24 protein-coding genes and 2 tRNA genes are annotated in these 21,042 nt (G+C 67.7%); 4 read left to right on the top strand and 22 right to left on the bottom strand.

Annotated elements, in window-relative coordinates:
• Positions 1-21: 21 nt before the first annotated feature.
• Both ligD and AC1RR5_RS10295 read right to left on the bottom strand, forming a co-directional pair.
• Entirely contained in the window at positions 22-2,640 is a 2,619-nt protein-coding gene (ligD, locus tag AC1RR5_RS10300) for a DNA ligase D (protein WP_492921296.1), read from the bottom strand.
• An 18-nt stretch (positions 2,641-2,658) separates the two neighbouring features.
• A complete protein-coding gene (locus tag AC1RR5_RS10295; RefSeq protein ID WP_492921294.1) occupies positions 2,659-2,928 on the bottom strand; it encodes a hypothetical protein in 270 nt (89 codons plus the stop codon).
• Positions 2,929-3,256: 328 nt separating this feature from the next.
• Between AC1RR5_RS10295 and AC1RR5_RS10290 the strand changes: the two genes are divergently transcribed.
• From AC1RR5_RS10290 to AC1RR5_RS10280, 3 genes are all read left to right on the top strand, one after another.
• Complete coding sequence (locus AC1RR5_RS10290; RefSeq protein ID WP_066682603.1) at positions 3,257-3,538, top strand: HU family DNA-binding protein; 282 nt, start codon at positions 3,257-3,259, stop codon at positions 3,536-3,538.
• Positions 3,539-3,666: 128 nt separating this feature from the next.
• Complete coding sequence (locus tag AC1RR5_RS10285) at positions 3,667-4,887, top strand: putative DNA modification/repair radical SAM protein (protein ID WP_492921292.1); 1,221 nt, start codon at positions 3,667-3,669, stop codon at positions 4,885-4,887.
• Complete coding sequence (locus AC1RR5_RS10280; protein ID WP_492921290.1) at positions 4,887-6,317, top strand: UdgX family uracil-DNA binding protein; 1,431 nt, start codon at positions 4,887-4,889, stop codon at positions 6,315-6,317. The genes AC1RR5_RS10285 and AC1RR5_RS10280 overlap by 1 nt, the downstream gene beginning before the upstream one ends.
• A 48-nt stretch (positions 6,318-6,365) precedes the next feature.
• On the opposite strand, the gene AC1RR5_RS10275 is transcribed toward AC1RR5_RS10280, so the two are convergent.
• The 8 genes from AC1RR5_RS10275 to AC1RR5_RS10240 all read right to left on the bottom strand — a co-directional run bounded on the left by AC1RR5_RS10275 (position 6,366) and on the right by AC1RR5_RS10240 (position 12,131).
• The gene (locus AC1RR5_RS10275; RefSeq protein WP_492921289.1) at positions 6,366-6,902 is read right to left on the bottom strand and encodes a hemerythrin domain-containing protein; all 537 of its coding nucleotides are present in this window, start codon (positions 6,900-6,902) and stop codon (positions 6,366-6,368) included.
• Positions 6,903-7,030: 128 nt separating this feature from the next.
• A complete protein-coding gene (locus AC1RR5_RS10270; protein WP_492921288.1) occupies positions 7,031-7,228 on the bottom strand; it encodes a hypothetical protein in 198 nt (65 codons plus the stop codon).
• A gap of 61 nt (positions 7,229-7,289) precedes the next feature.
• Positions 7,290-9,014 carry an ATP-binding protein gene (locus AC1RR5_RS10265; protein ID WP_492921286.1) on the bottom strand — a complete coding sequence of 575 codons (1,725 nt, stop codon included), beginning with the start codon at positions 9,012-9,014 and terminating at the stop codon, positions 7,290-7,292.
• Positions 9,011-9,604, bottom strand: coding sequence for a TOL_0243 family YfiR-like periplasmic protein (locus tag AC1RR5_RS10260; RefSeq protein ID WP_492921285.1), 594 nt, complete (start codon positions 9,602-9,604; stop codon positions 9,011-9,013). Before AC1RR5_RS10260 ends, AC1RR5_RS10265 begins: the two co-directional genes overlap by 4 nt.
• 170 nt (positions 9,605-9,774) lie before the next feature.
• Positions 9,775-9,851: transfer RNA gene (locus tag AC1RR5_RS10255), tRNA-His, on the bottom strand.
• Between the two features lie 201 nt (positions 9,852-10,052).
• Positions 10,053-10,784 (bottom strand): energy transducer TonB, encoded by a 732-nt coding sequence (locus tag AC1RR5_RS10250; RefSeq protein ID WP_492921284.1) that lies wholly within the window; start codon positions 10,782-10,784, stop codon positions 10,053-10,055.
• Positions 10,785-10,797: 13 nt separating this feature from the next.
• On the bottom strand, positions 10,798-11,229 hold the full coding sequence (locus tag AC1RR5_RS10245) for a biopolymer transporter ExbD (protein ID WP_492921283.1): 432 nt from the start codon (positions 11,227-11,229) through the stop codon (positions 10,798-10,800).
• Positions 11,230-11,234: 5 nt separating this feature from the next.
• Positions 11,235-12,131 carry a MotA/TolQ/ExbB proton channel family protein gene (locus tag AC1RR5_RS10240; RefSeq protein ID WP_492921281.1) on the bottom strand — a complete coding sequence of 299 codons (897 nt, stop codon included), beginning with the start codon at positions 12,129-12,131 and terminating at the stop codon, positions 11,235-11,237.
• Between the two features lie 318 nt (positions 12,132-12,449).
• Between AC1RR5_RS10240 and AC1RR5_RS10235 the strand changes: the two genes are divergently transcribed.
• Positions 12,450-12,722 (top strand): hypothetical protein, encoded by a 273-nt coding sequence (locus AC1RR5_RS10235; RefSeq protein WP_492921279.1) that lies wholly within the window; start codon positions 12,450-12,452, stop codon positions 12,720-12,722.
• On the opposite strand, the gene AC1RR5_RS10230 is transcribed toward AC1RR5_RS10235, so the two are convergent.
• From AC1RR5_RS10230 to murA, 12 genes are all read right to left on the bottom strand, one after another.
• Positions 12,713-12,788, bottom strand: a tRNA-Phe gene (locus AC1RR5_RS10230). The two genes, AC1RR5_RS10235 and AC1RR5_RS10230, sit on opposite strands and share 10 nt — an antisense overlap.
• 97 nt (positions 12,789-12,885) lie before the next feature.
• On the bottom strand, positions 12,886-13,059 hold the full coding sequence (gene yacG, locus AC1RR5_RS10225; protein ID WP_492921277.1) for a DNA gyrase inhibitor YacG: 174 nt from the start codon (positions 13,057-13,059) through the stop codon (positions 12,886-12,888).
• On the bottom strand, positions 13,056-14,141 hold the full coding sequence (locus tag AC1RR5_RS10220; protein ID WP_492921276.1) for a ribonuclease E/G: 1,086 nt from the start codon (positions 14,139-14,141) through the stop codon (positions 13,056-13,058). Before AC1RR5_RS10220 ends, yacG begins: the two co-directional genes overlap by 4 nt.
• A complete protein-coding gene (locus tag AC1RR5_RS10215; protein WP_492921275.1) occupies positions 14,138-14,731 on the bottom strand; it encodes a Maf family protein in 594 nt (197 codons plus the stop codon). The genes AC1RR5_RS10220 and AC1RR5_RS10215 overlap by 4 nt, the downstream gene beginning before the upstream one ends.
• Before the next feature lie 6 nt (positions 14,732-14,737).
• Positions 14,738-14,956, bottom strand: a complete 219-nt coding sequence (gene infA / locus AC1RR5_RS10210; RefSeq protein ID WP_035044427.1) for a translation initiation factor IF-1 — start codon at positions 14,954-14,956, stop codon at positions 14,738-14,740.
• Positions 14,957-15,053: 97 nt separating this feature from the next.
• Positions 15,054-15,512 (bottom strand): arsenate reductase/protein-tyrosine-phosphatase family protein, encoded by a 459-nt coding sequence (locus AC1RR5_RS10205; RefSeq protein WP_492921274.1) that lies wholly within the window; start codon positions 15,510-15,512, stop codon positions 15,054-15,056.
• A 4-nt stretch (positions 15,513-15,516) separates the two neighbouring features.
• Positions 15,517-15,996, bottom strand: a complete 480-nt coding sequence (locus AC1RR5_RS10200) for a UPF0262 family protein (protein WP_492921273.1) — start codon at positions 15,994-15,996, stop codon at positions 15,517-15,519.
• A 19-nt stretch (positions 15,997-16,015) separates the two neighbouring features.
• Positions 16,016-17,302 carry a histidinol dehydrogenase gene (gene hisD / locus AC1RR5_RS10195; protein ID WP_492921271.1) on the bottom strand — a complete coding sequence of 429 codons (1,287 nt, stop codon included), beginning with the start codon at positions 17,300-17,302 and terminating at the stop codon, positions 16,016-16,018.
• Positions 17,303-17,346: 44 nt separating this feature from the next.
• Positions 17,347-18,792, bottom strand: a complete 1,446-nt coding sequence (locus tag AC1RR5_RS10190) for an NCS1 family nucleobase:cation symporter-1 (protein WP_492921270.1) — start codon at positions 18,790-18,792, stop codon at positions 17,347-17,349.
• A 116-nt stretch (positions 18,793-18,908) separates the two neighbouring features.
• Entirely contained in the window at positions 18,909-19,103 is a 195-nt protein-coding gene (locus AC1RR5_RS10185) for a hypothetical protein (protein WP_492921269.1), read from the bottom strand.
• Between the two features lie 180 nt (positions 19,104-19,283).
• Entirely contained in the window at positions 19,284-19,721 is a 438-nt protein-coding gene (locus tag AC1RR5_RS10180) for a DUF2948 family protein (protein WP_492921268.1), read from the bottom strand.
• 3 nt (positions 19,722-19,724) lie between these two features.
• On the bottom strand, positions 19,725-21,014 hold the full coding sequence (gene murA / locus AC1RR5_RS10175; protein WP_492921267.1) for a UDP-N-acetylglucosamine 1-carboxyvinyltransferase: 1,290 nt from the start codon (positions 21,012-21,014) through the stop codon (positions 19,725-19,727).
• Positions 21,015-21,042: the final 28 nt, after the last annotated feature.

Raw genomic sequence — 21,042 nt, 5'->3', positions numbered from 1 at the left:
AGCGGCACTGTAAAATCCGACCTACGCCTTGCCCAGCTTCTTGATCGCCGGCGCCAGGTCGCGCTCGCTGTCGGCATAGGCGTCCCAGGCGTCGAGGTCCTTCACCAGGCCCGGAACCGTCCGGATGTTGAACCGCGACGGATCCAGTCCCTTGCGCACCTGGGTCCAGGCCACCGGCCATGAGACCGGCGCGCCCGGACGGCCGCGCGGCGACAGCGGGGCCACGGCCGTGCTCATGCGGTCGTTGCGCAGGTAGTCGAGGAAGATTTTCCCGCCACGATCCTTCTTGGCCATGGTGATCAGGTACTGGTCGGGACTGTCGGCCGCCATGCGGGCGCAGACCTCGCGGGCGAAGGCCTTGGCGGCGTCCCAGTCGACCTTGGTTCCCTTCAGCGGCGTGACCACATGGAGGCCCTTGCCGCCGGTGGTCTTGCAGAACGGGACCAGGCCCAAGGCCTCCAGCCGGTCGCGGATCTCGCGCGCGCCCTCGACCACGGCGTCGAACGAGACGTCCGGCGCGGGGTCCAGGTCGAAGACCAGGCGGCCCGGAACCTCCGGCGCGCCCTCCCGGCAGTTCCAGGGGTGCAGCTCGGGCGCGCCCCACTGGGCGGCGGCGACCAGGCTCTCGACGGTGTTGAACACCAGATACGGCTTGTGGTCGCCGCTGACCGTGACCTCGTCGATCAGGGCCGAGACGCCTTTGCCCGAATGGCGCTGGAAGAAGGTCTCGCCGCCGATGCCGTCCGGCATGCGGATCACCGAGCAGGGCCGGCCCTTCACGTGCTCCAGCATCCAGGGGCCGACGGCTTCGAAGTACTGCGCCAAGTCCAGCTTGGTCCCCGGCGTGCCGTCGCCGGCGTCGGGCCACAGCGGCTTGTCGGGATTGGAGATCGCCACGCCCAGCACCGAGGCCTTGCCGCCGGCGCGCTTGGCCGAGGCCGGTTTCGGCTGAGCCAACTCGACCTCCTCGACCGGGGCCGGCGCCTCGGCCGCGACGGCCTTGGCGGGCTTGTCCTCGCGCAGGCCCTTGAACGAGGCCTGGCGCACCGAGCCGTCGCCCGTGAAGCCCGCGAACTCGATCTCGGCCACCAGTTCGGGCTCGACCCAATGGATGCCTGCCCCACCGCGCGGCGCACCCTTGCCGCCGAACGGCGAGGTCTTGCGCGCCAGCGCCTTCAGAGCCGGGAGCAGCTTAGCGACCTTGTCGCGGCCATAGCCCGTGCCGACCCGGCCGACATGGGCCAGTTCGCCCTCTTTATTGTAGATGCCGACGATCAGCGAGCGGAACGCGTCGCCCGTGGTGGTCCAGCCCCCGATCACCACCTCGTGGCCGGCCCGGCACTTGGCCTTGGTCCAGGTCGCGCCCTTGCCCGAGCGATACGGCGCGTCCAGCTTCTTGGAGATCACGCCCTCCAGCGACATCCGGCAAGCCGACTGCAGCACCGCCTCACCGCCGCTGGTGAAGTGCTCGACGTAGCGGATGCGTTCTCCCTCAGGCAGCAGCGTCTTCAGCCGGTTCTTGCGGTCCGACAGCGGCAGCTCGGTCAGGTCCTGACCATCGGCATGCAGCAGGTCGAAGGCGAAGAAGATCAGGTCGTCGGTCTTCTCCTCCGACAGCGCCGCCTGCAGTCCCGCGAAGCTGGGCGAGCCGGCCTCGTCCAGGGCCACGACCTCGCCGTCGATCAGGGCGTCGGGGAGATCCTCGGCATCCGCGATCAGCTGCGGGAAGCGCTTGCTCCAGTCCAGGCCCGTTCGGGTACGCAGAGCGGCCTTGCCGCCCTCGATCCGCAGCTGCATGCGATAGCCGTCGAACTTGATCTCGTGGACCCAGTCCCCGCCGCCCGGCGGCCTGTCGACCAGCTTGCACAGCTGCGGCGGGATGAAGTCGGACATCTTCGCCGCCTTGGCGGGCTTGGCCTTGGCCATCTTGCCCTTCGGCGCGCCCGTCTCCTCGGCGGCCTTCTCGGCGCTGGCCTCGGGTGAATTCGTGCTGCTCCAGACGGCGTCCGACGTGGGCCCCTGCCCTGTCATGAACGGCGTCGGCGCCTTGCCCTTGCCGGCCGCGATCTTGTCCATCGTCCGGCCCGAGGCGATCGAGAAGGACGTGTCCTCCAGGAAGTCGAGGTCGCCCTCGATCGCGAACTCGTCGTGATGCTTGATCAGCAGCCAGTTCTCGCGTTTGCCGCCGAACTTGTCGTTGTTGATCCGGACGAGAACCCAGCCGCCCTTCATCCGCTCGCCGGCGAAGACGAGCTTGATCTCGCCCTTCTTGAGGCCCTTCTCCAGGTCGAAGCCCGGCTCGGGCGCCCACCAGCCGCGGTCCCATAGCATCACCGTGCCGCCGCCATACTGGCCTTCGGGGATCGTGCCCTCGAAATCGCCATAGGCCAGCGGGTGGTCTTCGACATGGACGGCCAGGCGCTTGTCGTGCGGATCGCGCGACGGCCCCCGGGTCACCGCCCACGACAGGAACACGCCCTCGTGCTCCAGCCGCAGGTCGTAGTGCAGCCGCGTGGCGTCGTGCTTCTGGATGACGAAACGCGCCCGCTCGGACGCGGCGACCTCGACCTCGCCCGAAGGCTCAGCCGTGAGCTTGAAGTCGCGCTTGGCCTGATAGGCCGCGAGCTTGCGCGCTGCCATGGTCGTTATTCGCCCCCGTTACTCGCCATCGAAGACTTGCGGTCGCTTGTCGTCCTCGTCGACGCCATCGCCGCCGTCGGCGTCTTCCTCGAGGGCGATGATTTCGTCGTCGTCCAGATCCTCGCCGATCAGGGCGTCGTCATCGTCGGCGTCGCCCTCGGCCTGGGTAACATCCAGCACGTCCGGCAGCTCCTCAAAGGTGCGCAACTCGCCGTCCTTGCCGACGACATCCTCGTCCAGCGCCTCGGCGCCGTCCTGCCCGTCCCATCCATTATCGACATCGGTCATGGCGGTCTCTCCTGTGTGTTCAGGAAGAATGGCTAGGGCCGGCGCGGCGTTCCGGTCTTGTCGATTTGAACCCGAACCGGCCCGGATCGGAGGCGATTCCGTGCAGAATCACCTAGTGCGCGAGTCGGCTCATAGTCCACTTACGGGACCAATATTAACGCTTTTGCCCCGAACTTGGCCGTTCGTGAGGCGACGATTTCGTAAAAATCCCCGGCCCACGGGCGTTTTGCCCCCATGAATCGGCGTTTTAACCTTCCCTAACGGGTGACAAACCCGAAACGCCTCGGCAGGCTCACAACTCCCTGATTCACAGGACATGAGCTTAGAGATGACGAACGTTTCCGATCTGGTCGACGCCGCTGTCGCCGCCGACGACAAGCTGACCAAGACCCAAGCCAAGGCCATCATCGACGGCGTTTTCAAGTCGATCTCCGACGCCGCCGTGAAGGGCGAAGAAGTCTCGATTCCGGGCTTCGGCAAGTTCAAGGTCCAGGCCAAGCCGGCCCGCACCGGCCGTAACCCGGCCACGGGCGCGACCATCGAAATCGCCGCCAGCAAGAAGGTCGCCTTCACGCCGGCCAAGCAACTGAAGGACGCCGTCAACGGCTAAGCCTTTGGCGGGGAGCAGGCCGCAAAGTCTGCTCCCCGACGCTTCTATTCACGCGCGACATTGTGCTCCATGCCCTTGTCGCGCGTGAAGACTATCTAGAACAAAATAAGAACGATAACGTGCCATGCATGGCCGTTCTCGATCTCAGACGTAAGCTCGCTATCCTCTCCGACGCCGCCAAGTACGACGCGTCCTGCGCCTCGTCCGGCGCCGAGAAACGGACCTCCGTCGGCGGCCAGGGCGTGGGCTCGACCGAGGGCATGGGCATCTGTCACGCTTATGCGCCCGACGGTCGCTGCATCAGCCTGCTGAAGATCCTGCTGACCAACTTCTGCATCTACGACTGCGCCTACTGCATCAACCGCGTGTCGTCGAACACACCCCGGGCGCGGTTCACGGTGAAGGAGGTCGTCGACCTCACCCTGAATTTCTACAAGCGCAACTACATCGAGGGCCTGTTCCTGTCGTCGGGCGTCATCCGCACGGGCGACTACACGATGGAGGAGATGGTCCGGGTGGCGAAATCGCTGCGGCTGGACCACGACTTCCGCGGCTACATCCACCTCAAGCTGATCCCCGAGGCTTTGCCGGAACTGGCGGCCGAGGCCGGCCTCTATGCTGACCGGGTGTCGATCAATATCGAGCTGCCACGTGACGACAGCCTGGCCGCCCTGGCCCCCGAGAAGAGTCCCACCGACATCAAGCGCGCCATGGGCCGCATGCGCCTGGCGATCGACGATTACGCCGAGCCGGCGAAGAAGGCCGGACGGCGGTCCTTCGCCCGCAGCCAGTCGACCCAGCTGATCGTCGGGGCGGACGCGGCCAAGGACGGCGACATCCTGGCCCGCAGCGCCAGCCTGTATGGCGCCTATCGCCTGGGACGGGTGTTCTACTCGGCCTTCAGCCCGATCCCCGACGCCAGTTCGCGCCTGCCCCTGGCCCGGCCGCCGCTGCTGCGCGAGCACCGCCTGTACCAGGCCGACTGGCTGATGCGCTTCTACGGCTTCGAGCGGCCCGAGATCGTCGCCGAGGGCGAGGACCTGGACCTGACCGTCGATCCCAAGACCAGCTGGGCGCTGCGCAACCGCGCCAAGTTCCCGATCCATATCCAGACCGCTGACAAGGAAACGCTGCTGCGCGTGCCGGGCATCGGCGCCAAGGCCGTGGAACGCATCCTGGCGGCCCGGAAGGTCACCCGCCTGACGCTGGATGACCTCAAGCGCGTTGGGGCCGTCCTGAAGCGCGCCAGGGCCTTCGTGGTCACCGCCGACTGGACGCCCGGCGCCCTGGCTGATCGCGAGAGCCTGAAGGCCGCCCTGGTCCAGCCCCAGCAGCTGAGCCTGTTCTGATGCGGGTGGTGCGCTTGGCGTCCGAGATCGACTTCGCCGGCTGGCGCGCGGCCGCGCGGGCGCTGCGGGCCGAGGGCGTGACGCCCGAGGCGGTGGTGTGGACGGTGGAGCGGGAACTGTTCGACCTGGACTTGCCCGTCGCCGCTTCTGGCGCGGCGAACTTCACTGTGCCCGCCGCCTTTGTCGAATTGGCCGAGCAGGTGATCCAGAACCGCAGCGCCGACCGCTGTGCCCTGCTCTACCGCATCCTGTGGCGGCTGGAGCGCGAGCCGCGGCTGATCGACAATCCGGCCGATCCTGACATGGCGCGCGCCCGCGACATGGCCAAGGCCGTCAGCCGCGCCTCGCACAAGATGAAGGCCTTCGTCCGCTTCCGGTTGATCGAAGGCGCAGCGACCGAGACCTACGCCGCCTGGTTCGAGCCCGCCCACCGCGTCACCGAGGCCACCGCCGGCTTCTTCGTGCGCCGCTTCACCAACATGGACTGGACCATCCTGACGCCCGACGCCTGCGTGGCCTGGGACCGCGAGCGGCTGATGGTGTCGGAAGGCGCCGATCCGGCTGATGCGCCGTCCGAGGACGCTCAGGAAGAGCTCTGGCGCACCTACTACGCCTCGATCTTCAACCCCGCCCGGCTGAACCCCAGGCAGATGCGTCAGGAGATGCCCAAGCGCTACTGGCGGAACCTGCCCGAGGCGGCGCTCATTCCCGAGCTGATCGAAACCGCCCAGGAGCGCGCCGCCGCCATGGTCGCGTCCACGCCTCGCCAACCGTCCGACCGCGTGCTGAAGGCCGCCCTGCGCCACGCGCGCGACGCCTCGTACGGCTCGGGCGCGGCCACGACGCTGGAGGAGGTCGACGCCGGCGTCCATGTCTGTCGCCGCTGCGACCTCTGGCGCGACGCCACCCAGGGCGTGCCGGGCGAAGGCGTGACCCCGGCGCCGCTGATGTTCGTCGGCGAGCAGCCCGGCGACCAGGAGGACCTTGCCGGTCGCCCGTTTGTCGGGCCGGCGGGGCAGATGTTCGACAAGGCCCTGGCCGAGGCCGGCGTCGCCCGCAACCGGACCTACGTCACCAACGCCGTGAAGCACTTCAAGCACGAGCTGCGCGGCAAGCGGCGTATCCACAAGACGCCGGACCGCGGCGAGGTCACCGCCTGTCGCTGGTGGCTGGACGCCGAGCGACGCCTGGTCAAGCCGCGTGTGATCGTGATGCTCGGCGCGACGGCGGCCCTGGGCGTGACGGGCAAACCGACGCCGATCGGGGCCAACCGCGGGAAGGCGCTGCAACTGTCCGACCAAAGCCAGGGCGTGGTGACCTATCACCCGTCGTTCCTGCTGCGTGTCCCGGATGAGGACGCCAAGGCGCGGGCCTATGCGGAATTCGTGCAGGACCTGCGGATGGCGGGTGAACTGGCGGGCCTGACATAGCAAAACGCCCGGCCTCTCGGCCGGGCGTCTGTTGAGCGCTCGGTAGCTTTAGTGCGCGGCCTTGCCGCCGTACTCAGCCATCAGCTCTTCCTTGCGGGCCTTCATGCGTTCGCCCATGCCCTCCAGGTCTTCTTCGCCCTTCTTGGCCTGGGCGAAGAAGCCGCCGGGCTGCTCCTCTTCCTTGACGTGGTGCTTGATGTACTCGCCCAGCACCTTGACCTTGGCGTCGTAGAACTCCTGGCCGGGCTTCATGGCCTCGATCTCGGCGATCAGCTTCTTGGCGCCGTCGTGCTCGACATATGCCTCGTCGATCAGGTCGTCCTCGACCTCGCCGCGGCTCTCTGGATAGAGGACCTCTTCCTCGATCTGGGTGTGGACCTTCAGGGCCAGGGCGATCTGGTTGAACAGGGCCAGCTTCTCGGCGTCCTTTTCGAGCTGCTCATACTCGTCGAACATCGCCTCCACCTCGCGGTGGTCCTTCTTGAGCAGGGTGATGGCCAGCGGATCACGGCGGCCCGTGCGACGGGTCGACTTACGCGGCTTGGCGGACTTGGTCTTACTGGTAGTTTTCGCGGTGGCGGCCATGGTGTTCTCCTGAACTGACCGCCAACCAACTCGCGGAGGAAGAGACCCGTTCCGTCGCCGTCAAACTCTTGAATGAGAAGCACTTTCAATGTCGAGCGACCGACAGTCGGCCGCTCGACACATGACGGTCAGCGGTTCTGAACGTTGCCCGAATGGGTCGTGTTCTGGCGCAGGTTGCCCGAGCGGCCTTGCTCGTCGAGATTTACGTCGGCATTGCCGACTTCCTGACTCTGCAGATCGTCGTGGCGACCGCCCTGCCCTTCGATGTCGGGCTTCTGGCCCTTGAAGGCGCGTTGTTCGGGCGGGATGGGGGGCGCTTTGGACATGGCTTCCTCCGTGATCGGTGAATGACTCCAACCGATCCGCGCTCCCGAGGGTTCCTACACCCTAGCTGGCTCGCTGCTGGCCCGTCAGCGCCGTATCCAGCTCCGTCGCCAGGGCTTCGATGCGGTAGGGCTTGATCAGCACCCGGCGGCCCTCGTTGGTCGCGGCGGCGGCGGCGGCGCTGTAGCCGGTGGTCAGGATCACCGGAAGGCTGGGGCGCAGGCGCGAGATGTCGCGCGCCAGGTCCAGGCCACCGACGTCGCCCGGCATGACCATGTCGCTGAACACCAGGTCGAAGGCGCCGTCCTTGCGCAGCACCTCCAGGGCGGCCAAGGCCTCGCCGGCGCGGACCACCTCGTAGCCCAGTTCGCGCAGCATCTCCTCGACCAGCTGGGCGACGCTGTCGTCGTCCTCGACCAGCAGGATGCGGTAGCGGCCGATCGGACCGGCCTTGCGCGGGGCGATGGCGGCGGGCTCGGCGGCCAAGGCCTTGGTCGAGCGCGGGATGCGCAGCCAGATCGTGGCGCCCTCGCCCAGCTTGCTCTCGACGCCCGCCTCGCCGCCCGAAGCGCGGGCGAAGCCGTAGACCTGCGATAGGCCCAAGCCCGTGCCCTTGCCGACGGCCTTCGTCGTGAAAAACGGTTCAAAGAGCCGGGTCAGCATCTCGGGCGCGACGCCGGGGCCGGTGTCGCGAATGGCCAAGCGGATGGTGTCCCCTGCCCCGTCCGGACGGCCGGAGGGTTCGTTGCGGGCCTCGATGGTGATCGTGCCGCCATCGGGCATGGCGTCGCGGGCGTTGATGGCGATGTTCAGCACCGCCACCTCCAGCTGCGAGGCGTCGACCTCGATGCGCCACAGGTCGGGCGGCAGGTTGATCTCGACCTTGACGTCCTCACGTAGGGAGCGGTCCAGCAGGGCGTGCATGCCGGCCAGGCGGGTGGCGATATCCACCACCTCGGGCTTCAGCGGCGTGCGGCGCGAGAAGGCCAGCAGTTGCTGGGTCAGGCTGGCGCCGCGATCGATGGCCTGGCGCACGCCCTGGCGCAGGCGCTCGCGGCGCGCGGGGTCGGTGGTGCGGTCCAAGAGGTCGATACCGCTGGAGGCGACCATCAGCAGGTTGTTGAAGTCGTGGGCCACGCCGCCGGTCAGCTGGCCCATGGCCTCCATCTTCTGCGACTGACGCAGGGCCTCCTCGGCCTTTTCGCGCTCGCGGATCTCGGCCTGGAGCTTGCGGTTGGTCACGACCTCGCGGGCGTTGCTGGCGCCCAGCACGGCCACCAACAGGGCGGCCATGACGATCAGTAGCGCGAAACCCGCATAGCGCATCGCCCGGCGGGACGGCGATTCCAGCACCGAGCGCAGATAGACCGAGCCCAGCACCGTCTCTCCCTCGGTCACCGGCGAGGTCAGGACCAAGCGGGCGCCGTCCAGGCGGGGCGGTCCCAGGGTGTTGCGGGCCGGCGGCGGCGGCGCGCCGGGACGGGTGAAGCTGGCGGTCAGCCCGCCTTGCATGTCGTAGGCGGCGACCGCCTCGACATCGGGGTTGGAGCTCTGGGCTCCGACATATTCGCGGGCCGCAGAGCGGTCGTCGAAGGCCAAGGGCGCGGCCATGCTGCCGGCCAGGATACGGAGCTGCACCTCGGCCTGGCGATGGCGCTCCTGCTGGCCCAGGTGCTCGTTATAGGCGGCCATGCCGAAGGCGGCCGCGACGATGGCCACGGCCAGGGCGATGGCCATCGACACGGTCAGGGCGGGCCGCCAGCCCGGTCGCGCGGCCGGTGCGGTCATTTGCCCCCCTCGCGCGGCTGCGCCGACAGCGCCAGCAGCTTGGAACTCAGGGTCAGGCCGGCCGCCTGGGCGGCGTCGGCGCGAATCGAAAAGCGCAGGCGGCTGTCGACGATCACGAACTGGACGATGGCGCCCGGCGCCTCCAGCTCCTCGTCCGCCACGGTCAGGACCGGCTTGCCGGCCACCACGGCCAGCATCTGCTGCGGCGTCTGCTGGCGAGAGGCGCTGAGGAACAGCAGGTGGCAGCCCGCGCCCTTGGCCACGATTGGCAGGCGCATGACGATCACGGGATGGTCGCCGACATGCAGGGCGCCGGCCACGCGGTCGATGGCGCCGCCGAACGGATCACGGCCGCCGACGCACAGCCGGAACGGGCTGCCGGGCGCCTCGAACGCTTCCTCGGGCCAGTCAACAAAGGGGGTGAACTTGGCCAGGTAACCGGCCTTCAGGGCGTAGCCGGGCTCCTGCTCGCCCGCCTGGGCCGCGCCAGCGAACGCGCATGCGAAGACCGTCGCCGTGAAGAGCCACGACGACCACGTACGCCAACCGGGCTTGCGCACCGGGGCACTGGGCGGGAAACCCAAAACCATACGCCTGTTCCCCCATGGGATTCTCAACGCGAAGCGGAACCGTTCGATCCCACACCGATGACATTTTGGAGGCAAGGGTCGACCATGCGACAAAACGCAGGGGCGAATAGAACTCGGGGGTGACCAGAACGCAAAAGGCCCGGGGCGAACCCCGGGCCTTTAGGTGACGATGGTACCGCCTCTCAGGCTTGAACTGAGGACCTCCGGTTCCACAAACCGGCGCTCTAACCAACTGAGCTAAGGCGGCGCATCGCGAGGGAGTGTCTTTAGTCGGACGCGCTCCCCGGATCAAGCGTCGAAACACGCTATTTTCACAGGAAAACGCGCGGGTTCCGCCTAGGCGTTTTCCAAGCAAAACCGCATGCGCTCACGCCGGGGCATTTTCCAAAGAAAACGCCCCGGAGCCGAAACTCCGGGGCGTCTCTTAGCTTTCGCCTGGATCCAGGCCCTATTGCGGGACTTGGAACACCAGCGGGACGGTCACCTGACCACCGTCGACGGGCGCGCCGTCGAGGGTTTTGGGCTTCATCCGGAACAGGCGCGACAGACGCAGGGCAGCGTCGCCGAAGCCCATGTCCGCAGGGTTCTCGGAGACTACAGAGCAGCTCTCCAGGGTACCCTTGGCCGTCACGGTGCACGAGATCGTCGCGCGACCAGAGACTTCCATCCGTTGAGCACGGTCCGGATAGTACCGGGCCATGTCGTCACCGCTCGGCTTACGAGCCCAGTCAGGGCGCGTGATGACCGAAGCGCGAGCCGGCGGGTTCGTCGGCACCGGCGGCACGGCGGAGATCACCGGCGGAGCCGTCGTCTCGACCCGCTTTTCAACGGGCGGGATCGGCAGCGGCGGCGGCGGCGTCACGTCCGGCGGCGGAGCCACCGGGGGACGCGGCTGCACCACGGCCGGAGGCGGCGGCGGTTCATTGGTCGGCGGCGGCGGCGGCGGAGGCGGCGGAGGCGGCGGCGGAGGCGGAGGCAGCTCCACATCCACAGCTTCGTCCGAATACTCCTGGAACACCGCTTCGAACTTCTGCTTCGCCAGGTAGGCGAAGAGGAGCGCGTGCAGACCGCAGACTACGACCAGGGCGACGCCGAACGGCCCCATACCCTTTTTGCGACGCGGGCCGTCAGAGGTGAGCGGATCGTAGTGGCGATGCTCGGGCGTTTGTTGTTCAGCCATGCAGCACCCCTACTTAGCTATCATCCCGTCCAACGAGAGCCACGCTGTAGAAGCCGTTATCCTGGAGGGTGTTCATCACCTCCATGAAAGCCCCGTAGCGAACCTTTTCGTCGGCCCGGATGAAGATGCGCTCCTTAGACGGATCGCGTCGGCCCATACCTTTGACGATGTCCTGACCCATCTCTTCGATGGAGGTCTGGTTGTCACCGATATAGAGCTGCCCCGTCGACTTGATCGAGATATAGACCGGCTTCGGCGGGTTGGGAGTTGCTTTCGCCACCGCCGCGGGCAGGTTCACTTCGATCGACACGGAGGCGAGCGGAGCCGCCACCATGAAGATGATCAGGAGGACCAGCATAACGTCCACGAAGGGCGTAACGTTGATCTCGCTGTTCTGTTCGACGCTGAACCTGTCGCCCCCACCGCCTGAGAGTTTGGCGGCCATGGGTGTTACGCCCCCTTGTCGAGCTGACGCGAGATGGCGTTCATCAGTTCAGCAACGAAGCCTTCCGAGCGGGTGCCGTAACCCGAGATGCGGGTCTGGAAGTAGTTGTAGAAGATAACGGCCGGGATAGCGGCGAAGAGGCCGATACCGGTGGCCAGCAGAGCTTCAGCGATACCCGGCGCGACGACGGCCAGGTTGGTCGTGTTGGTGTTCGCGATGCCGATGAACGACGTCATGATGCCGTAAACCGTACCGAACAGACCGATGAACGGACCAGCCGAACCGACCGAGGCCAGGAACACCATGCCGCCCGACAGGCGCTTGGCCAGCGAGGCTTGCACCGCGTTGATGGCGTAGGTGGCGCGAGCCAGCGTCGAGTCACGGTGCTCGCCGGCGACAGCCAGACCAGCTTGACGCGACAGTTCGACTTCCTGCGAGGCAGCGGCGGCCATGTCGGCCATCGGGTTGCCTTCGAACTCTTCCGACGAGCTGATGCGCGCGATGTCAGCGATCGAGCGAGCGCCGCGGAAGGCTTCCAGGAACTTGTCCGATTGCTTGTTCAGGCCAGCGAACTCGAAAATCTTGGTGAGCAGCAGAACCCACGAGAAGACCGAGGCCAGGAGCAGGCCGATCATGACGACCTTAACGACGGCGCCGGCGGCCAGGAACATGCCGACCGGGGTCAGCGAGTGGCCAGCTTTCTTCTCGCCGCCTTCTTCGGCGGGAGCGGCTTCCGGAGCCGGGGCAGCAGCGGCGGCGTCAGCGGCCGGAGCGGGGGCGGCGGCTTCCGAAGTCGCGGGGGCCGGAGCCGCGGCGTCTTGGGCGAAAGCCGGGGCGCTCGCCATCAGCGCGATAGCGCCAACGAGAGCGATGAGGGGGGTCTTCCGTTTAATGTCGAGCATCTTTCGCCAGTTCCTGATTGGTCTAGCACGTTTGGACCGAGGGTCGTCGCGCGAGAGCGTCTCCACCCTAACTCTGAATAGCCCACCTGGAGGTCGATTGCTCTCCCAAACCTGGCGGACCCGCTTCGCTGCGCTCGACCCGTTACGCCCCTCACGAGGACCAGGCCTCCAGAAGGATCGTTTCGAAGCGCGGGCAACCGACGCCCTTTTGGGGCTCCGGTCTTACCGCAATGTTAGAATTGCGGCTGTGGTCCTTTGGCAACCCCTTTTCGCACCGTCAAGGGGCTCGTGTGGGCACAAAATCGTCGTAGACGGCCCATGCCCCCGCCCATTACCGCGCCGCACAAAAGAGTTTTCTGGAAAAAGGGGCGGTTTTTCCCTGACAACGAGAAAAACCATGCTGCACCGCAGCAAAGCAACAAAACGCTGGTCGATGAAGAAAGGCGCCCGCTGTCTTGGCAGATGGGGCCGCGGGCCGAACGGTCAACCGCCCTCATGACGGAAAAACGACGACGCGGACGACCTGGCTTCAGGGCGTCCGAAAATGCGCTCGGCTTCCAGATCGGAAAAGGAAGAGAGAGTGGTGCCTGAGACCGGATTCGAACCAGTGACACGCGGATTTTCAATCCGCTGCTCTACCAACTGAGCTACTCAGGCATCTTGCGTTCGGCGGTCGAAACCGCTTCGGCGACCTCGCTAGCAGCGAGGAGCCGGGTCTATAAGTGAGGCCGAACGGGATGTCCAGCGCCCTTTTTCATTCCCTGTGGATGTCTCCAGACAGAGGATTTTCGTCGTCCTCGTCGGTCCCTGGAACGACATAGCGACCGCTCAGCCAGCGCTGGAGGTCCACGTCCGAGCAACGCTTGGAACAGAAGGGGCGGAAGGCGGTTTCGACCGGCTTGCCGCAGATAGCGCAGCCCGTGCTCATGCGGCGGACACCTCGATACGGTCGTCGGGCCAGCCCGACTGAGATTCTACGACAAAGCGGCGACCCAGGCGCTCGGCGACGCCGGCGTCCAGTTCGGCCGCGAAGGCTTGCGCGACGACCGGGGCGCAGCGGGCCGTCAGGCGACCGCCTGGGTCCGCCCTGCCCTCGCGCTCCAGCGCTCTTGCGAGACGGCGCGCCACATAGCGGGGATTCGCAGACCCATTCTGAGCCAGCAACCGGTCGAGAATCGGCGCCGCGCGGCGCGGGACGATCATTTCCAGCGTCCCGAACTTGCTGATCGCCCCGATTCCCACGCCCGGATTGTCCTGGGCGAAGGCGTTGCGGGCGGCCGTGGTCAGGGCCTGGCCGTCATGGCCGCGCCCCACCAGGTCGAAGACGATGATTCCCCCCAGGCCTTTGAGGCGCAGCACGCGCGCGGCGACGCTCAGGGCGGCCATGTTGGCCTGGCGCGAGGCGCGCTTCGAATCGGTCGCCTCACGCGCGCCCAGGTCGACATCGACAGTCGTCAGGGCGCGGGTGGGCTCCACGGCGATGTCACCGCCGCCCGGCAGGGCGAAGACGATCGCCAGGGCGTCGGCCTCGGCCTCCTCGACGGCCAGGAGGGCCTTGTCCCCCGTCGTGGGCGATCCGGCCTTCACATGGTGACGCAGGAGCGCCTCCAGGGTCGGCGCGGCCTCTATGACGCGCGGCTCGCCCGTCCCCTCGGCGACGAAGCGGGCCACGGCGGCCTTGCCCAGGCGCGAGGCGGTCTTGATCTCGATCTCGACCAGCCCGCCCTCGACCAGCTTGGGCATGTCGGGCCGGATAGGCAGCAGCACGTCCTGGCCGCCCGGCAGGGCCACGAAGGCCGAGGCGAAGGCCTTCTCGATCGTCTTGATGCGGGCCACCCCGCGCACGCCCTCGGCGTCCAGCGGGTCGTCCGAGGGCCAGGAGACCAACAGGCGCTCGGGACGGCCATCCAGGGTCACGACCCCGACCGTCTCGCCGACGCCCTTGTAGAGGTACGCCCGGCGCTCGGCGGGGACCTTCACGGTCTTGGTATACTCGGTCTTGGCGTTCATGGCCGATACCCCAGGCCCGTCAGCAGGTTCAGCGTCTCATAGAGCGGCAGGCCGACGACGCTGGGATAGGAGCCTTGCAACTCGGTGATGAAGCCGCCAGCCAGGCCCTGGACGCCGTAGCCGCCTGCCTTGCCCTGCCACTGGCCGCTAGCGACATAGGCGTCGCGCTCGGCGTCGGACAGGCGCTTGAAGCCGACCTTGGTCTCGACCAGACGCGAGGATTCGCGGCCGTCCGGGGCGATCAGGGCCACGCCGGTCAGAACCTTGTGGGTCCGGCCCGACAGCAGCTTCAGGCAGTAGAGGACATCGGCCTGCGTTTCGGCCTTGGGCAGGATGCGCCGGCCGACGGCCACCACCGTGTCGGCGGCCAGGACAAAGTCGCCCGACGCGCGGGCGGCGACGGCGCGCGCCTTCTCCTGCGCCAGGCGCAGGGCATGGCGGCGCGGGGTCTCGTCGCGCAACGGAGATTCGTCGATGTCGGCGGGGTCGACCCGGTCGGGCGTAACGCCGACCTGGGCCAGCAGGTCCAGGCGCCGCGGGCTCGCGCTGGCCAGCACCAGCGCCGGCCGGGCGGCCGTCTGCACAACCATACGCGCTTACTTGAAGCGGTAGGTGATACGGCCCTTGGTCAGGTCGTAGGGGGTCATCTCGACCAGGACCTTGTCGCCGGCCAGCACGCGGATGCGGTTCTTGCGCATCTTGCCGGCGGTGTGGGCGATGATCTCGTGTGCGTTCTCGAGGGTCACCCGGAAGGTGGCGTTCGGCAGCAGTTCGCTGACCGTACCGGGAAACTCGAGCAGTTCTTCCTTAGCCATCAGGCCTCTCAATGGAGCGAATCGTATAGCCGCGAGGGTACGCCTGACGGGTGAGTCAGGACGAGGCCCTTCGCGGCGAGGCGCCTCTATAACGCATTCACCCCCCAAACGTCGATGGCGCGCCGAAACGTCGCTTGATGGCCTCGGCCAGGGTGTCGCGAACCTCCCTGTACGCCTCAAGTCGGGCCTCGCGTGAGCCATCCTGGAGGGTGGGGTCGTGGGTAGGCCAGTACTCGATCTCGACCGCGCGATCGCGCGACAGCTCCACCGCTCGGTGCTGAGCCTCGGGAGTCAGGGAGACGACGACGTCGAAGCTGTCATCCTCCAGTTCGACGAAGGTCTTGGGCTTGTGGTCCGAGACGTCCAGGCCCAGCTCGTCCATGACCACGACGACGAAGGGGTCGATCCCCTCCCCCGCCGGATCCGGCTTCAGCCCGCACGAATCGACGAAGGCCCGTGTGCCGTAGAAACGCTTGAACAGCCCCTCGGCCATCGGCGAGCGCACGCGGTTGTAGTTGCAGGTGAACAGCACCGCATCGGGCAACGCGTCCGTCACCGACTCAGCCCCGCCAGTGCAGCGCGCAGATCAGGGTGAAGAGGCGGCGGGCGGTGTCCAGGTCGGTCTTGACCTTGCCCTCCAGCCGCTCGCGCAGGAGGCTCGAGCCCTCGTTGTGCAGGCCGCGCCGGCCCATGTCCAAGGCCTCGATCTGCTGCGGCGTCGAGTTGCGGATCGCCGAGTAGTAGCTGTCGCAGATCATGAAATAGTCTTTGATCACCCCTCGGAAGGGTGACAGCGACAGCAGGTGGCGGCGTTCGTAAGCCGGTCCCTTGATGTCGAAGGCCAGGCGGTTCTCGATCAGCGACAGGCGGATGTCGTAGGGCCCGCCGCTCGCCTCGGCCGGTTCGAAATAGTTGGCTTCCAGGAGATCGAAGATCGCGACCTGGCGCTCCTGCTCCTGGTCGCGCGACGCAGCCGCGAGGCTGTCCTCGTCGATCTCGATCGACTTGATGCTGTGGCTGGCGCGGTCGTCGGTGCTCATCTGCGCAAAGGTTCGCGCGTCAGTCGGCCGAAGGCAACCGTATGGACGCCGACAAGGCGTGGGCGGGCAGCCCCTCGGCCTTGGCCAACGCCACGGTGTGCGGTCCCAGGATGCCGAACGAGGCCGTGTCGCACTTCACGATCGAGGTGCGCTTGATGAAGTCGTAGATCGACAGGCCCGACTGGAAGCGCGCCGCGCGGCTGGTCGGCAGCACGTGGTTGGAGCCGGCCACATAGTCGCCGATGGCTTCCGGCGTCACCCGGCCCAGGAAGATCGCGCCGGCGTGGCGCACGCGGTCTGACAAGGCTTCCGGATTGTCGAGGGCGAACTCGACGTGCTCGGGGGCGATGGCGTCGACCAGGGCCGGGCTCTCGTCCAGCGGCGCGATGATCACCGCGCCGTGGTCGCGCCACGAGGCGGCGGCGTCCTCGCCGGTGGCCAGGGTCTTGAGGCGCTCGATCACGGCGGCCTCGACGGCGGCGGCGAAGGCCTCGTCGTCGGTGATCAGGATCGACTGGGCGGCTGGGTCGTGCTCGGCCTGGCTGAGCAGGTCGGCGGCGATCCAGTCGGGATTGTTCTTGTTGTCGGCGACCACCACGATCTCGGACGGACCGGCCAGGGCGTCGATGCCGACCACGCCGTACAGCCGGCGCTTGGCGGCGGTGACATAGGCGTTGCCGGGGCCGACGATCTTATCGACCGGCTGGATGGGGCCTGCCCCGTAGGCGAGCGCGGCGACGGCCTGGGCCCCGCCCACACGCCAGATCTCGGTCACGCCGGCTTCCTTGGCGGCCGCCAGCACGGCGGGCTGCAGCTTGCCGGGCGGGGTGACCATGGCGATGCGGTCGACGCCGGCCACCTGGGCGGGCACGGCGTTCATCAGCACCGTCGAGGGATAGGCCGCGCGGCCGCCGGGGACATAGACGCCCACGGCCTCCAGCGGCGTCCAGCGCCAGCCCAGCTCGACGCCGGCCTCGTCGGTCCAGGCCTGGTCGGCCGGCCGCTGGCGGCTGTGATAGGCGCGGATGCGGGCGGCGGCGAAGGCGATGGCCTCGCGCACGTCGGCGGGCGTGTCGGCCCAGCCCTGCTCGATCTCCTCAGGCGTGACCCGGATCGTCTCGGCGGTCAGCTCGACCTTGTCGAACTTGCGGCTGTAGTCGAGCAGCGCCTCGAGCCCATGGGTCTTCACGGCTTCCAGCACTTCCGCGGCGGCGGCGTCGACATCAGCCGGCGAGCCGCGACGCTCGTCGAGAAAGGCCTTGAAGGCGGCCTGGAAATCCGGGGCGGTGAAAGAGAAGCGGCGCATGGGGTCTAAATGCGGTTTTTGCGGCGGCAAGCAAGTCAGAAAGCCTAAGGGCGTCCCCGCATCATCACCCCGTACACTGTCGCCGCGATCGCCAGGCCCACGAACCAGGCATAGGTGTAGAGCCCCGTCCAGAACGCCCCGACACCCGCGAACAGGTGCGGCGCGGCCGCCGCCAGGAAGCCCGGCAGGTTCGGCAGCACGCCCAGCACCAGGGCCACGATCGCCGCCGGGTTCCAGCCGCCCCGGTACGCATAGGCCCCGTCCTTGGCGTAGAGGTCGTCCACAACCAGCTCTGCCTTCCGCACGATCCAGTAGTCGACAATCAGGATCCCCGCGATCGGTCCTAGCAGCGCGCCGTAGCCGACCAGCCAGGTGAAGATGTAGCCCTGGGTGGTCTCCAGGAGCTTCCAGGGCATGATCAACACGCCGATGCCGGCCGTGATCCAGCCGCCGATGCGGTAGGTGATCTTGCTGGGCCACAGGGCCGAGAAGTCATAGGCCGGCCCGACCAGGTTGGCGGCGATGTTGCAGCAGACAGTGTCCAAGCTGATGATCAGCAAGCCCACGACCACGGCGATGCCGCCGATGTCGCCGGCCAGCTGCACCGGGTCCCAGATCGCCTTGCCGAACACGATCACCGTGGCCGAGGTCGTCACGACACTGACCAGGGCCAGCAGGCCCATCGGCGCCGGCAGGCCCACGGCCTGGCCGATGATCTGGTCCGATTGCGTTTTGGCGAACCGCGTGAAGTCGGGGATGTTCAGGGCCAGCGTCGCCCAGAACCCGACCATGGCCGTCAGGGCGGGCGCGAACACGCTCCAGAACTGACCGGCCTTGGCGCCCCCGTCGACGAAGGCCGAGGGCTGGTGGAAGATGGGACCCAGGCCGCCGGCCTTGCTGACCGCCCACCAGACCATCAGGCCGCAGATCAGGATCTTGATCGGCGCGGTCCAGGTCTCCAGCTTGCGCACCGCCGTCAGGCCCTTGGTGACGAACAAAAGCTGGATGGCCCAGAAGGCGAAGAAGGCCAGCAATTGGCCAAGGCCAATGCCCAGCAAGGGCAGCGGCGCGCCCTCCAGCTTCCTGCCGACGATCACGCCCAGCAGGGTCAGCAGCGCGCCGCCGCCGATCCAGGTCTGGATGCCGTACCAGCCGCAGGCGACAACGGCCCGCGCCACGGCCGGGACCCGCGCGCCCTTCCAGCCGAACGACGAGCGCGCCAGCACGGCATAGGGCACACCCCAGCGCGCGCCGGCGTGGCCGATCAACAGCATCGGGACCAGCACGACCAGATTGCCCAGCAGCACGGTCGCCACCGCCTGCCCCGCCGACATGCCCTGCTCGATCAGGCCCGAGGCCAGCATGTAGGCCGGCACGCAGATGACCATGCCCAGCCACAGCGCCGCGAAGTGCTGCCAGCGCCAGGTGCGCTGCGCCTCGCTGGTCGGGGCCAGGTCTTCGTTCCACAGGTCGCTGTCAGGGGTGCGCATGCGGCGAAGCTTAGGGGCTGTTCGCACTCGCTGGCAATCGGCGGAACAGTGTTCGCTCTGCCGCCACCCAAGCCTTTGCCTTGCTAGGCACAAGGCCTAGGAAGGCAGGGCGTTGTTTAAGCGAGCGCCGCGTAGGCCAGGGTCGCAAGCCCGGCGCAGAACACGAAGCTCAGCGCCACCAGCGTCGCCCGCCCCCAGTCGAAGCAGGGCCCGCCATGGCGCAGCACCGGCGGCTCGGGTTTGGTGATGTCGCACGAGCGGAAGAAAACCGACTGGGTTTCCCCAGTCGCATAGGACGACTTCCGGGCCATCGAGGGCCTCCCTAGACGAGCGCGCCTCTGTCGGGCGCATGGCGTTAACCTAACACCGCTCGCGCCTCAGGCGAATTAGCCTAGCGATCACTACCGCGTGGGACGAATCCTCAGCTGGAGGCCTGCCCGTCACAGATCAGAAAAAAGGCGCCGCTCAACAGATGAGCAGGCGCCTAAATTTCAGTCCGCGTGCCCCGGTGTCCGGGGCGTCGCCCAAGGGTCGGAAACATCGGCCAAAGCCACGTCCAGGCAGTCGACCGAAACGCGCATGTCGCCGCCGCCCGCGAAGGTCAGGACCACGATGCCCGCCGGCGCCTCTTCGGCCGGCTCGAAGCCGATCGACATCAACGAGACGACCGCGCCCTTGGCGTCGCGGCGCAGGTTGCGGGCCTGCACGCCGGCGACGTCGCCGAACTGCAGGGCCGAGCGCACGCGCTCGCCCTTCTTGGCCTTGGCCTCTTCCCAGCGGAAGCGGTTGCAGGCGATCGTCAGGGTGCGGCCTTGCGCGTCCCAGCGGATGTCGCCGATCTTGGCCACGGCGTCCTGCAGGGCGGCCGACAGCACGCCCAGGTCGTCGGCGTCTTGAGCCAGCAGGCGCAGGGGCTTGTTTTCAGCCATACTCTAGAGCTCCGGCTCGCCGTCGCCCTTGATGCGACGGACCTGGGCGCCGCAAGCGCCCAGCTTCTCTTCGAGACGCTCGAAGCCGCGGTCCAGGTGATAGATGCGGCTGACCGTGGTCTCGCCGCGCGCGACCAGGCCGGCGATCACCAAGCTGACCGAAGCGCGCAGGTCGGTGGCCATCACCTCGGCGCCTTCCAACTGCTCGACGCCGCGCACGCGGGCCTCGCCGCCCGAGACCGAGATGTCCGCGCCCAGGCGCATCAGCTCGGGAGCGTGCATGAAGCGGTTTTCGAAGATGGTCTCGCGGATGCGGCTCTCGCCGTTCGCGGTGGTCATCAGGGCCATGAACTGCGCCTGCAGGTCGGTGGCGAAGCCCGGGAACGGCGCGGTCTCGATGTCAACGGCGTTCAGGCGCGAACCGTTGCGGCGGATGATGCAGCCATCGGCCGTGTGCTCGACGCCGGCGCCGGCCTCTTCCAGCTTGATCAGCAGGCTGTCGATCAGGCCCGGACGGGCGTTGGTCAGGCGCACTTCACCGCCGGCCATGGCGGCGGCGACGGCGTAGGTGCCCATCTCGATCCGGTCGGGGATCACCGCGTGGGTCGCGCCCTTCAGGCGAGCGACGCCGGTGATCGTCACCGTCGGCGTGCCCGCGCCTTCGACCTTGGCGCCCATGGCGTTCAGGCATTCCTGCAGGTCGACCAGTTCCGGCTCGCAGGCGGCGTTGTGGATCACCGAGACGCCGTCGGCCAGCACGGCGGCCAGCATGGCGTGTTCGGTCGCGCCCACCGACACGATCGGGAAGTGGATCTCGGCGCCCTTCAGGCCACGCGGGGCCTGGGCGTAGACATAGCCTTCGTGCAGGTCGATCTTGGCGCCCAGGGCTTCCAGCGCCTGCAGGTGCAGGTCGACGGGACGGGCGCCGATGGTGCAGCCGCCCGGCAGCGAGACCTTGGCCTGGCCCGAACGGGCGACCAGAGGGCCCAGCACGTTGAACGAGGCCCGCATCTGGCGCACCAGGTCATAGGGCGCGAAGCCGCTGGTGATCTCGGCGGCGTGCAGCAGGGTCTGCTGGCCGTCGGGACCGTCACTCTCGGTGACCTCGACGCCCAGGCGCGACAGCAGCTTGCCCAGGAAGCGCGTATCCGCCAGGCGCGGCATATTGGTCAGGCGCAGCGGCTCATCCGTGAGCAGGCTGGCCGCCATCAGCTTGATGGCAGAGTTCTTGGCGCCGCTGACCGGGATCGTCCCGTTCAGCCGCGCGCCGCCGGTGATGGCGATGCGATCCATTCAAGTCCCTCGGGCGCGCGGGTGTGGG

The sequence above is a fragment of the Caulobacter sp. GW821-FHT11E11 genome (assembly GCF_058808315.1).
Note: the sequence above shows the minus strand (reverse complement) of the source record. Positions and strands in the feature narration are given on the sequence as shown.

Coding starts and splice junctions, on each gene's coding strand:
- murA (WP_492921267.1), bottom strand. CDS start 21,014: ATGGATCGCATCGCCATCACCGGCGGCGCGCGGCTGAACGGGACGATC.
- AC1RR5_RS10285 (WP_492921292.1), top strand. CDS start 3,667: ATGGCCGTTCTCGATCTCAGACGTAAGCTCGCTATCCTCTCCGACGCC.
- AC1RR5_RS10265 (WP_492921286.1), bottom strand. CDS start 9,014: ATGACCGCACCGGCCGCGCGACCGGGCTGGCGGCCCGCCCTGACCGTG.
- AC1RR5_RS10215 (WP_492921275.1), bottom strand. CDS start 14,731: ATGGTTGTGCAGACGGCCGCCCGGCCGGCGCTGGTGCTGGCCAGCGCG.
- AC1RR5_RS10245 (WP_492921283.1), bottom strand. CDS start 11,229: ATGGCCGCCAAACTCTCAGGCGGTGGGGGCGACAGGTTCAGCGTCGAA.
- AC1RR5_RS10190 (WP_492921270.1), bottom strand. CDS start 18,792: ATGCGCACCCCTGACAGCGACCTGTGGAACGAAGACCTGGCCCCGACC.
- AC1RR5_RS10185 (WP_492921269.1), bottom strand. CDS start 19,103: ATGGCCCGGAAGTCGTCCTATGCGACTGGGGAAACCCAGTCGGTTTTC.
- AC1RR5_RS10280 (WP_492921290.1), top strand. CDS start 4,887: ATGCGGGTGGTGCGCTTGGCGTCCGAGATCGACTTCGCCGGCTGGCGC.
- infA (WP_035044427.1), bottom strand. CDS start 14,956: ATGGCTAAGGAAGAACTGCTCGAGTTTCCCGGTACGGTCAGCGAACTG.
- AC1RR5_RS10200 (WP_492921273.1), bottom strand. CDS start 15,996: ATGAGCACCGACGACCGCGCCAGCCACAGCATCAAGTCGATCGAGATC.
- AC1RR5_RS10295 (WP_492921294.1), bottom strand. CDS start 2,928: ATGACCGATGTCGATAATGGATGGGACGGGCAGGACGGCGCCGAGGCG.
- AC1RR5_RS10235 (WP_492921279.1), top strand. CDS start 12,450: ATGCCCCCGCCCATTACCGCGCCGCACAAAAGAGTTTTCTGGAAAAAG.
- ligD (WP_492921296.1), bottom strand. CDS start 2,640: ATGGCAGCGCGCAAGCTCGCGGCCTATCAGGCCAAGCGCGACTTCAAG.
- AC1RR5_RS10240 (WP_492921281.1), bottom strand. CDS start 12,131: ATGCTCGACATTAAACGGAAGACCCCCCTCATCGCTCTCGTTGGCGCT.
- yacG (WP_492921277.1), bottom strand. CDS start 13,059: ATGAGCACGGGCTGCGCTATCTGCGGCAAGCCGGTCGAAACCGCCTTC.
- AC1RR5_RS10220 (WP_492921276.1), bottom strand. CDS start 14,141: ATGAACGCCAAGACCGAGTATACCAAGACCGTGAAGGTCCCCGCCGAG.
- AC1RR5_RS10270 (WP_492921288.1), bottom strand. CDS start 7,228: ATGTCCAAAGCGCCCCCCATCCCGCCCGAACAACGCGCCTTCAAGGGC.
- AC1RR5_RS10180 (WP_492921268.1), bottom strand. CDS start 19,721: ATGGCTGAAAACAAGCCCCTGCGCCTGCTGGCTCAAGACGCCGACGAC.
- AC1RR5_RS10260 (WP_492921285.1), bottom strand. CDS start 9,604: ATGGTTTTGGGTTTCCCGCCCAGTGCCCCGGTGCGCAAGCCCGGTTGG.
- hisD (WP_492921271.1), bottom strand. CDS start 17,302: ATGCGCCGCTTCTCTTTCACCGCCCCGGATTTCCAGGCCGCCTTCAAG.
- AC1RR5_RS10290 (WP_066682603.1), top strand. CDS start 3,257: ATGACGAACGTTTCCGATCTGGTCGACGCCGCTGTCGCCGCCGACGAC.
- AC1RR5_RS10275 (WP_492921289.1), bottom strand. CDS start 6,902: ATGGCCGCCACCGCGAAAACTACCAGTAAGACCAAGTCCGCCAAGCCG.
- AC1RR5_RS10250 (WP_492921284.1), bottom strand. CDS start 10,784: ATGGCTGAACAACAAACGCCCGAGCATCGCCACTACGATCCGCTCACC.